Source organism: Caryophanon tenue (genome assembly GCF_001700315.1).
Lineage (GTDB): Bacteria > Bacillota > Bacilli > Bacillales_A > Planococcaceae > Caryophanon > Caryophanon tenue.
The window spans coordinates 1-13,591 of the sequence record NZ_MASJ01000034.1; the positions used below are offsets into that span (position 1 = coordinate 1).

Sequence of the window (13,591 nt, forward strand, 5' to 3'; positions counted from 1 at the left end):
CAGGCTCGAGCCGTACCGCAGAAAAGCCTGCTCGAAAATTTACGACGACGAAAGCAGAAAAGTGTTAGGAGAAATGACGAGATTTCTCCTAACACTTTGTTTTGTCTCAGCCTCTTTATTGTTAATAACCTTGTTAGCAGCACGTTATTAACATGTGGATAACTTATTTATTGTACGGATTGAATTCATTTGTGTACATGTCTTTCACATTCACAGAACCTTCTTCAATCGTACCATTGGCCTCTAATGTTTCTAAGAAAATCGTGAAATCTTCGTCAACGAGTAAGCCACCTTCAGCAGCGATACCTGGTGATTCGTAAAAACGCGTATTTTCAACGGCCGCTTCTTCACCACGAGCTGTTAAAATTTCAGAATATAATTCGATAACTTCCTCGCGTGGTGTTGCCTTTAACCACTCTAATGCTTTCGCTGAACCTTCTACAAACTGACGTACTGTATCTGGATTCTCTTCAATATAGTCATCACTGAAGAATAATGGCCCTGCAATAAAATCGCGCCCATATACTTCAATGTCACTTGCAATCATTTTAATGCCGCCACGCTCTAATGCTAAGTCACGTGGTAAACCGTTCATAACAACTGCATCTACTTGACCGTTACGTAACATTTGCTCTGTATTCGCAAGCGGAATAATCACTGGTGCAATCTCTTTAATTTGTTCTTCACTTAATCCATTTTGACGTAAATAGTCATTTAAGAAAAATTCATAGTGCGCACCTAATGTATTAATTCCAATATCTTTACCGATTAAATCTTCTGCTGTTTCAATGCCACTATCCTCTAACACATATAAGCTTGTCGCTGTATATTTGTCACTGCCGTAGCCGCCCATTACCGACGTAATGTTTACACCTTTTGATTCAGATTTTAATACTGCACCTGTAAAGGCACGTCCATAGTCCGTTTGACCAGTAGCAACTAACTGGATACTTTCTGGACCACCGACATAATTGCCGACACTTTCTAATTCAATATCTTCAAAGTAACCAAGTGCTTGTGCCACTTCTGGTAAATGAACAACCCCTGCTTGTACTTGATATTGTAATACTTTATCTTGCTCATCTGCGCTTGCTGCTTCATTTTCACCATCACCACAAGCGGCTAAAATTGCTGTACTTAAAATTGCTGTTAATCCAAGTGCTTTCCATTTCTTCATCGTTGCTCTCCTTCAAGTCCTATCCATATTGGTTACTTATTTATTATTTTGCGTAAGGGTTAAATTCATTTGTATATACCGTTGAAACATCTAATGAGCCTTTTTCAATCGTCCCATCTGCTTCTAGTGCATCTAGCCAAATTGTAAAGTCCTCATCACTTAACTGTCCGCCAACCGCTGTAATACCCGGTGACTGATAAAAGCGTGTATTCTCGACTGCTGCTTCTTCACCGCGCTCACTTAAAATTTTGCTATAAATTTCGATAACCTCTTCACGTGGTGTTTCCTTTAACCACTCTAATGCTTTTGCGGAACCTTCTACAAACTGTGCTACTGTATCAGGATTTTTCGCAATATAATCATCACTAAAGAACATCGCACCTGCTGTAAAATCACGACCGTACACATCGATATCTGCTACCACTTCATCAATACCGCCGCGCTCAACAGCTAAGTCACGCGCTAAGTTCGTCATAATAACGGCATCAATTTGTTTATTGCGTAGCATTTGTTCGGCATTCGCTGCTGGAATAACGACTGGTGCTACTTCTTTAATTTGTGCCTCGGTTAAGCCACCCTCACGTAAATAGTCATAGAGGAAAAATTCATAGTGCGCACCTAATGTATTGACACCAATTTTTTTACCAATTAAGTCTTGCGCTGTCTCAATACCACTACCTTCTAACGCATATAAGCTTGTCGCTGTATGCTCATCACTTCCGTATGAAGCTATAACAGAGGTGATTGGCACATCCTTCGCTTCGGATTTTAAAATCGCACCAGAAAATGCCCATCCGTAATCGATTTGCCCCGTTGCTGTTAGCTGAATACTTTCCGGCCCACCAACAAAGTTTCCGACATTTTCTAACGTAATATCTTCAAAATACCCTAGCTCCTGGGCTAAATCTGGCAGTAGTACAACGCCTGCTTGACGTTGGTACTGAACAATTTTATCTTGCTCATCCGCATTTGCTGCTTCGTTTTCTGCTCCGCCACATGCTGCTAATAAGCTCGCTGCCAAAATTGCTGTTACACTAAATGCTCGCCACTTTTTCATCGCATTTCCCCCTAAATAATTACCTCTCTTTTTGATGGATGTTGTAATCCAAGATGCTCACGTAATGTACTACCACTATATTCTGTACGGAAAATTCCACGCTTTTGTAATTCTGGAATGACAAGCTCAATAAAGTCATCAAAGCCTTGTGGATAGGTTGGTGCTAAAATATTAAAGCCATCTGCTGCTTCGTTTTCAAACCAAGCTTGCATAATATCAGCGATTTGCTCCGGTGTCCCGACTACTTCATAGTGACCACGGCCACCTGAAATGCGTTGATATAATTGACGAATCGTTAAGTTTTCTTTTCGCGCCAAATCGACGATTAAATCATGGCGACTGCCAATGCCGTTTGTTTGTTCTTTCGGAATATTTGGTAGTGGCCCATCAATATCATAGCCAGATAAATCATAGCCAAAGTTATCTGATAAACGACGTACCCCCGCATCCACTGGAATTAAATCCAGCAATGCTTGATGCTTCGCTTTTGCTTCTTCCTCAGTGCGGCCAACAATCGGAAAAATACCGGGCATAATTTTTAAATCATTATGTGTGCGTCCATATTTCGCTAAACGCCCTTTTAAATCACGATAAAATGTTTGTGCATCTTCAAGCGACTGCCATGCTGTAAATACGACTTCCGCTGTACGTGCGGCAAGTTCTCGCCCTTCATCGGATTGACCTGCTTGAACAATGACAGTATGTCCTTGCTCAGAGCGCGGCACAGTTAATGGTCCTTGTACTTGAAACCACTTACCATTATGATTAACAGGTTTTACTTTGCTTGCATCATTAATACGCTCGTTTTTTTGGTCATATACAATCGCATCATCTTCCCATGCATTCCATAATTTTGTGACAACATCCACATATTCATGTGCACGTTCATAACGAATCGATGGATGTAAGCTTGTTACATCATTATTAAAGTTTGGCGCAGCTGCTGAAGAGCTTGTGACAACATTCCAGCCTGCGCGTCCTCTGCTCAAACGATCAAGTGAGGCGAATTGACGTGCGACATTGTAAGGTTCACTAAATGTGGTCGATACCGTACCAACAACGCCAATTTTCGATGTTACCGCTGCGATAGCAGATAATAATGTAAACGGCTCAAAATGTGTATACGATGTTTGCTCAAATGAATCTTCTTCTGGATTCACTGGATTCACATGGTCCGCTACAAATACTGTATCGAATTTTGCTGCTTCCGCCTTTTGTGCTTGCTCCCGCACAAAATCAAAATTCACATATTGGTCAGCCGTTGTTGACGGGTCTAGCCACGCTGCAATATGATGACCTGGAAACATAAAGAATGCACCTAAACTTAATTGTCGTTTTGTCATATGAATCGCCTCTACTTCCTTCAATCATTTATTTAACGTAATGGTTGCTGCCAGCGTGTAAAGTAACGCTCAAGCGCAAGTAAACCGTAGTTAATCCCTAAACCTAATAATGAAATCGTAATAATTCCTGCGTACATTTCTGGAATTAAGAAGTTATATTGTGAATACGTAATTAAATAACCTAAACCTGCTTTTGCGCCAACCATCTCTGCTGCAATTAATACTAAAATTGCTGATGCACCTGCCATGCGGACACCTGTAAAAATCATTGGTACTGAAGCGGGTAAAATGACTTTGTAAAACAGTTTGAACGGTGGAATATTCATCGAACGCGCACTTTTAATGAGTAGCGGGTCGACATTTTTTACCGCCGCAATTGTATTTAATAAAATCGGGAATGTACATGCGAATAACACAATCGCAATTTTTGATGTTTCACCAATCCCTAAAAATAAAATAAATACAGGTAATAATGCCAATGCTGCTGTGTTACGGAACACTTCTAAAATTGGGTTGAATAAATCGCTAATCGTTGGATACCAACCGATTAATAAACCTAATGGAATAGCAATAACAATGGCTAATGCAAAGCCAGCAACTGAGCGTAATATACTCGCGCTAAAATGTTCCCATAAGCTCCCCGAAACAAGTAAGTTCCACCAGGCGACAACGACTTCTGAAAACGCTGGGAAGAATGCTTTATCGACAAAACCTGTTTTCGGTAAAATCTCCCACCCAATAAAGAATAAAATTAATATGATTGATTGCTTAAATATTTTTACTAAACTCGGAAAAGCTGTGCCTTTACGCCCTTGTGGACTACTCGGCTGTTGAATTGTTTTATCTAAAGTAACCATGTATGTCCTCCTTAAATGTGCGCACCTTTATATTCTGCTTCATGCAATAAGCTCCATACTTCACGACGTGCTTCCATAAACTCTGGTGTCGAGCGAATATCAGCATCTACCAGACGATTTTTCAGTGGAATATCAACAATTTTCTTTACACTCCCTGGGTTTGGTGACAGCACGACAACGCGTTGCCCAAGATAAACCGCTTCGTCAATACCGTGTGTAATGAAAATAATCGTTTTCTTCGTCTTCTCCCAAATACGTAATAATTCAGCTTGTAATGTTTCACGTGTTTGTGCATCAAGTGCCGCAAATGGTTCGTCCATTAGTAAAACATCTGGATTAAATGCTAAACTACGCGCAATCGCTACACGCTGCTTCATGCCACCCGATAGCTCATGTGGATAACGCTCCGCAAATTTACTTAAACCGACTAAGTCTAAATAATAATCTGACTGCTCTTTCCACTCTTTTTTCGGAACTCCTTTTGCTTCTAAACCGAACTCAATATTGCCACGAGCGGTTTTCCACGGGAATAATGCATATTGTTGGAACACTGTGCCACGGTCTAAACCAGGACCCGTAATTTCGCGACCATCAATTAAAATGCGTCCCTTTGTTGGTGTTGATAAGCCACCTAGTAAATCAAGCATCGTTGATTTCCCACAACCACTTGGTCCTACTAATGTGACAAACTCGCCTTCATTTACATGAAAATCTAAATTCTCAACAGCTGTAAATTCTCGAGTGGCACCTTTTTGTTTCTCATCACGCACTGTAAATACTTTCGACACACGCTCTAAGCGAATTTTCTCTGCCATGCCAATCCCTCCATTACACTGTTTGTAGCACTTCAATTTGTGCGAGCTGTTCATCTAATCGCGCTTCAATTTGTGCGTCGATTGTAAAGCCTGTTTCTGTGCGTTCAATTTGTTGGTCAACGATGTACACGCCTTGTAATACATTCGTTGCACCAATTGCTGATAATACCGGTTTTAACGCGTAGTCAATGGCTAATAAATGGTGATATGACCCACCAACTGCGATTGGTAAAATTGTTTTGCCGACTAAACCTTTTTGTGGAATTAAATCTAAGTATGTTTTTAAAATGCCGCTATAAGCTGCTTTATATACAGGTGTTAATACAATGACTGTATCTGCTTTCGCCACTTGTTCATTTGCTTGCTGAATAATTTCCGATGTGTAGTCAGCTGTAATTAATGCTTCTGCTGGTAGCTGATGCACAATAATTTCCTCTACATTTTGTGCTGTCTGTTTAATATATTGTGCAACGCCGTTAATACGAGAGCTCGTGTTATTCGCGCCGTTAATAATTAAAATCGTCATATAAAAACCCCCATTTGCATAATCCTTATTTGTTTAGTAGTATTTAGCTTAAAAAAATAAAGCATCATTGCTTTTTAAAAATTGGTCTAAATGCTTGCGTAAATTGCCGTGTCCAAACTTCATATATTTCGTTGCTGATTCTGCTGTTTGCTGTTGCGCAGCTGTTAAAAACTTCAGCATAATATGGCGTCGTTGTTTTACCTTATCAAAACCGCGCTCATACAATTGACAATCAATCGTATGAAACACCCCTTTATTTACTTGAAAATGTTGTTCACAATGTTGAAAGAAAAGTAAATCGGGCAGCTGAATGATTCGTTGAACATCCTGTTTTTGTGCCTGCATATTTATCCCCCTTTAAAGGACAGAAAAAGCTCTCCACAAATAACGCGTTTCCACTCGCCACCAATGACGATGCGTAACACTTTGTAGAGAGCCTCTAGTTTTTCTAGTTAGCTTAATTCCTATTAACTTGATAGACTTAATTTAAATTATATTTTCTGAAAAGTCAACCTAATTTTACAAAATAATTTGTTTGCGATACTTTTTCAAAACCATTTTTCACGTAAAAAGACCAGGCTTGTTCGTTTTCAGATTCAACGTCCAATGTAATTGTTGCTACATTCTCCTTACATGCCTCATCTTTCACCAATGCGATAATATATGAACCAATTCCTTGCCCGCGCATCGTCTGCTCGACAGCTAACGCGGTAATATTTAGCTCATCTTCGTAAATCGTAGTCGTAATTGTACCAACTACTTCACCTTGCTGCTCCGCTACCCAAATCATCGTTTGCTGCTGCGCTGTATTGTATTCAAGTAATTGCTCTGACTCTTCTAATGTATCGCCAAACGCTTGCTCATATAGATTTGCAACACGTGCGAAATCTGCTGGTGCATATGGTCGTAGTGTTACAGCTACCGTCTCCTGTAAACTTGCTGATTGCGTCATAAATGTTGCTTCTGAGAAGTTATAACCATAGCCACATTTTTGTAAAAACGCTTCATTATATGGTGCATGTTCTTTCGCTAACATTAACGTACCTGCTGATTGGCGTACAGCAAGTGCTTGCTCTAAAGCTTCATGTATAGCTGTACCGACACCTATCGAGCGATATAACGGATGTACAACGAGCGAGCTTTCAAATGTATGAAAACCGATTTCATCAATGGCAGATGCGGCTGCTACTAAGCGGTCTTCGTCATCATCGTATGCTAATACATAAAAGCCACTAACTCCTGCTTCTGCTGATGCATATAGATGAAGCAGCTGTTCATATTGTAAGCCATCCGTTTCACCGGCTGTCTGCGCTAACTCTGCTACTTCTTCATATGTTAAACGGTCTACCGGATATGATGCTGTTAAAATAGAAATATTCATGTTTCGTTCCTCACCTTCTGTCATGCTTTTCATTGTATGTAAAACCGCGTGACAGTACAACTAAAAACGAGTGGTGTCACGCAAATGTGACTACCACTCGTTCATTTACACCGTTTGTAACATGCTTGCATACACGCCTTGCTGTTCGACTAATTCGTCACGAGATCCTCGTTCAACCAGTTCCCCTTTTTGCATGACAAAAATAACATCCGCTTTACGAATTGTATTTAAGCGATGTGCAATAACAAAACTTGTACGCCCCTTCATTAATTGCTCCAACGCTTCTTGAATATGCAACTCAGTTACGGTATCAACACTGCTCGTTGCCTCGTCTAATAATAAGATCGCTGGATTTGCGACGAACGCACGTGCGATTGATAGTAGCTGACGCTGCCCTTGAGATAACTCATCGCCATTCGCACTTAACTTCGTATCATAGCCATGCTCTAACTTCATAATAAACGTATGCGCATTCGCCTTTTTAGCTGCTGTGATAATTTCTTCATTTGTTGCATCAAGCTTACCGTAGCGAATATTGCTCGCAATCGTATCCTCAAATAAGAACGGGTCTTGTAGCACAAATGCCATTTGACTACGCAAACTTTCACGCGTATATTGGCGAACGTCTACCCCATCAAATAAAATACGCCCTTCTTGCGCATCGTAAAAACGTGCGACAAGTTGCATAATCGTTGTTTTCCCTGCACCTGTTGCACCAACTAACGCAACCATTTCATCAGGGTTCACATTGAACGAAATATTACGTAGTGTATATGCCTCTGCGCTCTGCTCATAGCGGAACGACACATCTTCAAATGTCACGCGTCCCTTTAATGAACGTGCCTCTACACCATTATCTTCATCTACTTTTTCATCCATAATCGCAAATACACGCTCCGCCCCAGCAACAGCCGAAAGCACCGTATTAAACTGGTTCGCTAAATCATTGAGCGGACGTGTAAATTGGCGTGAGTACTCCGTGAAAATAACAATCGTCCCAACTGAAATATGTCCTTTTACAGCTAACATTCCGCCCACTGCCGCAATCACAGTAAAGCTCATACTATTTAAAAAGTTCATGACCTTTGGAATGAAGCCCGAATACGTTAATGCCCAGAAACCATTTCGGCGCAGCACATTAGACTGTGTACGAAATTCCTCTAATACTTCTTGCTCCTTTGAAAAGGCTTTGACAATTTTTTGTCCTGAAATCGTTTCTTCAATCATACCGTTTAATGACCCAACTGCTTGCTGTTGCAACTTAAAAAGTTTACCGGTACGGCGGGTAATCCAGCGCATCGCATAAAACATAAATGGCACGATAATAACCGTTAATAATGTAAGTAACGGACTTAAATAAAGCATCACAGATAATGTACCAACAATCGTCAAAATACTTGAAAACACTTGGATTAACGATGTATTTAATGTCGAGCTAACCGTTTCAATATCATTTGTCACACGGCTCATTAATTCTCCGTGCTGACGACGATCAAAGAATGGGATCGGTAAGTGCTGTAAATGTTTAAATACGTTTGTACGCATTTTATAAATCGTTTCTTGCGCAATACCAATCATCCAATAGTTTTGTAAAAACGTCACAACGGATAACGCAATATAAATGACAGCTAAGCCAATAATAAATGATTCAAGCCCTGTAAATGTTTTCGGCACAACGAAATGGTCAATGATATAACCGATTAAAAATGGCCCAATTAACGATAACGCCGAACTGAAGAAAACCATGATAAACACAATGATTAATAACATACGTTGCTCTGCTAATAAGCGCCAAATACGGCGTAATGTTTGTTGCCAATTCGATGCTTTATCTACTTTTTTCTTGTGCTGTGCTTGCTTAATTTCTTCCTTTGTAATAACAGGCTTATAGCCGAATATTTTCATGCTGTAATCCCTCCCTGTTGCTGGGATTCATAAATTTTTTGGTACAATGGTACGTTTTCATGTAATTGTTCATGTGTTCCTTGTGCAATAATACGGCCATCTTCCATTACTAAAATTTTATCCATACGCTGTGCTGTGGAAATTTTTTGTGTTACAACAAGCATCGTCGTTTGCTGTCCATCAATAGCTTCCCATAAAGCTTGTTCTGTTTTAACATCAAGCGCACTCGTACTATCATCTAATATTAATAATTGAGGCTGACGGATTAATGCACGTGCAATTGCAATACGTTGCTTTTGCCCTCCTGATAAATTAACACCCTTTTGACCAACACGTGTTTGATAGCCGTCGGGGAAGCTCATAATCGACTCATGAATTTGTGCACGCTTTGCTGCTGCTTCCACATCTTCATCACTCGCCGCTTTATCTCCCCATCGAATATTGTCTGCAATCGTTCCTGTAAACAAAATAGACTGCTGTAAAACGATGCCCATATGTGCGCGTAAATCGGAATTGCTCCACGCAGTTATCGGCTTATCATTCACGAAAATTTGTCCGGCTGTCGCGTTGTAAAACTTCGGCACTAAACTTAAAAGGGTCGTTTTCCCTGAGCCAGTCGCACCAATAATCGCTATTTTTTCACGAGGCTGTGCCGTAAAGGATACATCATGTAATACCGGCTCACTGACATCATCATATGTAAACGATACATTGTCAAAACGTAGCGCAAGCGGTTGCTCTTGTATCACTGGCGACGCTTCGAATGATTCAATATCTCCTTTAACATCTAGCACTTCTTCAATACGCTTGGCACTTGCATACGCACGCGCAAACGCTGAAATAATAAATGCAAACATCGAGAACATCGCCGTCATACGTGTTGCATAGTTGATAATGGCGACTAAATCACCGACCTCTGTAGAGCCTTGCTGTACTTGCTGTGTGCCAAACCACAATACAGCAAGTAGCGCACCATTTAAGAACAGCCATAAAACTGGCAGTAAAATTTCCATAATACGAAGCGCTTTTGTCGTATCAATTTTCAATGAACCCGCAATTTCTTCAAATCGGCTCGCTTCATATTGCCCGCGCAAATATGCCTTTACTAAACGAATTGCTTGTAAGTTTTCTTGTAAAACGCGGTTTAGACGGTCTACACGCCCTTGTACTTTGCCGAAAAGCTTCGTGCCTCTGCGCACAACAACCCATAAAAATACGACGGCGATTGGTGTCACGATTAAAAAGTAAAACGTTAACTTCGCGTCGATAAACAGCATCATGATTAAACTACCCACAACATATAATGGTGCTCGTAACATAATACGTAAACACATAAAGAACACATTTTGTACTTGTGTTACGTCATTTGTCAGTCGTGTAATTAAACTCGCAGCTGGAAACTTTGTATAATGCGCCATCGTAAAGCGCTGAATCTTTTCAAATAACGCATTGCGTAGTTCAAATGAAAAGCTTTGTGCTGCATGCGATGAAAAATAAGAGTTTAAAATACCAAATAAAAACCCTATTAATGAAACCCCAACTAATACGCCACCCCATAATTGCACAGCCGCTAAATCATTTTGCATAATGCCTTCATTAATAATTTGCGCCATAATGAGCGGCTGAATTAAATCCACGCTCAATTCCAACAGCATAAATAGAAATGCTGCTAGTGCAATCCATTTATACGGGAGTGCATATGAAAATACTTTTTTCACAATATCCCCTCTTTTTCTTTCGATTAACGAAGAATCTTTAAAATGTATTATGACACAATTTTCAGTTATCATAAAAGCATTTTTGTTTTGTATGACAGTGCTATTTTATGATTATTTCGACTCAAAGCATGCTGTATTTTTTTAACACATCATAATATTTCCTTGTTTTTGTATTTCTGGACGCTTTCCCAAAGATTTATATTGTAAGAAAGAAGGACTATTAGCATCTTTTTTCTATTTTTTTCGACATTTTAGGTATATATATTTATCGTAATGGGTATAGAATCAAAGTATTAATATCCAGCGTTTAAAATATTGTGGGTATTTTTGCTACTACAACCCGCTCACTCCAGTCACCAATACGTTATTTTATTTTTCAATACATATGTAATTTTTATGTTGATCCAAACATTTTATTTATTCTCTTCATTCTTTCTTATTTTGGCTTTAATTTTGTCCAGGAGCCTATTTTCAAAACCATTTACTATATCATAAGGAATATATACACATATGAATAAATGACAAATAGGTATTTTATTACGTTATATTTTATATTTATTTATTTTTGTAAATCAGTTTATTAAAAATAGACTTTCAACTTTTTTACGAAATTTTATTTATAATCATATATAATTACACGATAAAATTAAAAACAAAGTAAATTGTGCCTAAAGGTTAAAAAATTATTCAAAATAGCATATACTAAAGATGACTAATTATTTCAAGAGACTATAACCTATAGTATAAATTTAATAAGAAGAGGAGCCGATAAAAGATGAATAAGTCCCTAAGAAATATCGAAATCGACATCCAATTCCTATCTCAATACCCAGAGCCTGCTTTTGTTCTTACAGAAGACGGCACAATTATTGAATGGAATACTGCGGCTGAAAAAACTTTTGGCTATGATCGTATAGATATGACTACTGCATCAAAGCATGCTTTCACAACGGCATTTTCAGAAACGCTTCAGAAAAAATTATCTGAAAACCCATTCCAGTTAAAGGAATTAACAGCGGTTTCAAACATGACGCTAACGAATGCATTTGGTCAACCAATTGCATGTACAGCTATGATTTCACCGGCTAAAAATCAGCAAAAAAATGCGATGACGGTGTTTATTCAAGTAGCGCAACAGCTTACGGATGACGGCTATAAAATGCAACATTTAGAAAGCATTACATCTAGCATCGAAAAATCGTTTATGCTGACATATTTAGATGAGGATGGCTTTATTATTCACTGTAACTCACTATTTTTAAAGGTGAGTCATTGGACACCGAAACGTGTGATTAACAAAACATTTTGGCAGCTGTTCCCTGATACGAATGCGAGCGTTAAATATGCCGATGCTATTTGGGAACAATTACAGCAAGGCAATATGTGGCAAGGGGAAGTCGAAAAGATTACAAAAGATGGTCAAAGCTACTGGACGTCTTTAATCGCTGTGCCAACCGTTGCGCCTGATTCGAATGCACGTATTTATGTGTTAATTGAACGTGATATTACGACACATCACTTATTACAAGAACAACTTGAAAAAATTGCTTATATCGATACAGAAACAGGTTTAATGAATACGCACCGTCTTGAAAAGGTCATTGCAGAAAAAATTGAAATTGGCCGCCACTTCTCATTCGTTTATTTAAGCCTAGATAAATTTTATACACTGAAAGATTTATACGGGGAAGAAACGAGCCATACGATTATTTTAGAGTTTACGAAACGTATGAAAATGTATTTCCAAGACAGTACAATGGCACGCATTAATGAAAGTGACTTCGTTATTTTAACGCCATTAAGCGACTGGTTTATTCAAGGGTTCTTAACATACTTACAACAAAACCCAATTTATAATAACCAAGTGGCTGTGCCAATTTCGGTGAGTGGTGGTATGACCCGCTTCCCTGAAGACCAAACAACCTTCTCGCAAATGATGAAAGCATCCGTTGCTACAATTGCGACAGTACGTGAGGCAGGTGGCGATAACATTGTGTCATTATCAAAAGCGACACATAAAGCGTTAAACCGTCGTTCAATTGTCGAGAAACGTTTACTGTTAGCACTGGACCAACGAAACTTAGATGTTTACTACCAGCCATTAATGGACGCGCATACGAATGAAATCATCGCGATGGAAGCGCTTGTACGTTGGCATGATGAAGAAATCGGCACAGTTACACCGGATGAATTAATCCCAATTGCTGAAGAAACAGGGCTGATTAATGAAATCGGTAAGTTTATGCTAGAGAAGGCTTGCCTACAAGCGGTTGAATGGCAAGCACAAGGTTACTCATTAAAAGTAAGTATTAACTCATCTGTTCGAGAATTCCGCGACAAAAATATGGCGCAATCGATTTTAGAAACAATTGCACGTACGGAATGTCCAGTGGAGTTAATTCAATTAGAAATTACAGAAAAATTTGCACTTGAAGCGGAAAGCGAAGCGTCGATCATGTCGCAAATGCGTAAGCTAGAACAAGAAGGCATCACATTCATTTTAGATGACTTCGGCACTGGTTATGCATCATTCCGTTATATGCAGCTATTACCAATGAATGTCTTAAAAATTGACCAAACATTTATTGCGTCGATGCTGAAGTCAGATAAATCGACGCAAATCGTGAATGGTATGGTACAGTTCGGCAAATCAATGGGCTTCATTGTCATTGCTGAAGGTGTCGAAAATGAAGATCAAGTAAATATGCTAAAACAATTCGGCTGTGATATTTTACAAGGTTACTATATTGGTAAACCGGCATTACCACGCGAATTATCATCACTGTTAAATGTATAAAATAAAAAAACGAGC

11 protein-coding genes are annotated in these 13,591 nt (G+C 39.2%); 1 reads left to right on the forward strand and 10 read right to left on the reverse strand.

The genetic code is table 11. The features are described from left to right. Positions 1-163: 163 nt before the first annotated feature. From A6M13_RS12095 to A6M13_RS12140, 10 genes are all read right to left on the reverse strand, one after another. A complete protein-coding gene (locus A6M13_RS12095; RefSeq protein ID WP_066546669.1) occupies positions 164-1,177 on the reverse strand; it encodes an ABC transporter substrate-binding protein in 1,014 nt (337 codons plus the stop codon). Positions 1,178-1,220: 43 nt separating this feature from the next. After that, on the reverse strand, positions 1,221-2,234 hold the full coding sequence (locus A6M13_RS12100; RefSeq protein WP_066546672.1) for an ABC transporter substrate-binding protein: 1,014 nt from the start codon (positions 2,232-2,234) through the stop codon (positions 1,221-1,223). Positions 2,235-2,245: 11 nt separating this feature from the next. Beyond that, positions 2,246-3,577 (reverse strand): LLM class flavin-dependent oxidoreductase, encoded by a 1,332-nt coding sequence (locus tag A6M13_RS12105; RefSeq protein ID WP_066546674.1) that lies wholly within the window; start codon positions 3,575-3,577, stop codon positions 2,246-2,248. 32 nt (positions 3,578-3,609) lie between these two features. After that, positions 3,610-4,434 (reverse strand): ABC transporter permease, encoded by an 825-nt coding sequence (locus A6M13_RS12110; RefSeq protein WP_066546676.1) that lies wholly within the window; start codon positions 4,432-4,434, stop codon positions 3,610-3,612. An 11-nt stretch (positions 4,435-4,445) separates the two neighbouring features. Continuing rightward, positions 4,446-5,249 carry an ABC transporter ATP-binding protein gene (locus A6M13_RS12115; RefSeq protein ID WP_066546678.1) on the reverse strand — a complete coding sequence of 268 codons (804 nt, stop codon included), beginning with the start codon at positions 5,247-5,249 and terminating at the stop codon, positions 4,446-4,448. Positions 5,250-5,262: 13 nt separating this feature from the next. Next, complete coding sequence (gene ssuE, locus A6M13_RS12120; protein WP_066546681.1) at positions 5,263-5,775, reverse strand: NADPH-dependent FMN reductase; 513 nt, start codon at positions 5,773-5,775, stop codon at positions 5,263-5,265. A 48-nt stretch (positions 5,776-5,823) separates the two neighbouring features. After that, positions 5,824-6,120 (reverse strand): hypothetical protein, encoded by a 297-nt coding sequence (locus A6M13_RS12125; protein WP_066546683.1) that lies wholly within the window; start codon positions 6,118-6,120, stop codon positions 5,824-5,826. A 163-nt stretch (positions 6,121-6,283) separates the two neighbouring features. Beyond that, positions 6,284-7,156: a GNAT family N-acetyltransferase gene (locus A6M13_RS12130; RefSeq protein WP_066546685.1), complete on the reverse strand. Its 873-nt coding sequence runs from the start codon at positions 7,154-7,156 to the stop codon at positions 6,284-6,286. 105 nt (positions 7,157-7,261) lie between these two features. Continuing rightward, positions 7,262-9,061: an ABC transporter ATP-binding protein gene (locus A6M13_RS12135; RefSeq protein WP_066546687.1), complete on the reverse strand. Its 1,800-nt coding sequence runs from the start codon at positions 9,059-9,061 to the stop codon at positions 7,262-7,264. Next, a complete protein-coding gene (locus A6M13_RS12140) occupies positions 9,058-10,779 on the reverse strand; it encodes an ABC transporter ATP-binding protein (protein ID WP_066546688.1) in 1,722 nt (573 codons plus the stop codon). The genes A6M13_RS12135 and A6M13_RS12140 overlap by 4 nt, the downstream gene beginning before the upstream one ends. A 775-nt stretch (positions 10,780-11,554) precedes the next feature. Between A6M13_RS12140 and A6M13_RS12145 the strand changes: the two genes are divergently transcribed. Next, positions 11,555-13,576: an EAL domain-containing protein gene (locus A6M13_RS12145; protein WP_066546694.1), complete on the forward strand. Its 2,022-nt coding sequence runs from the start codon at positions 11,555-11,557 to the stop codon at positions 13,574-13,576. The last annotated feature ends 15 nt before the right edge of the window (positions 13,577-13,591 follow it).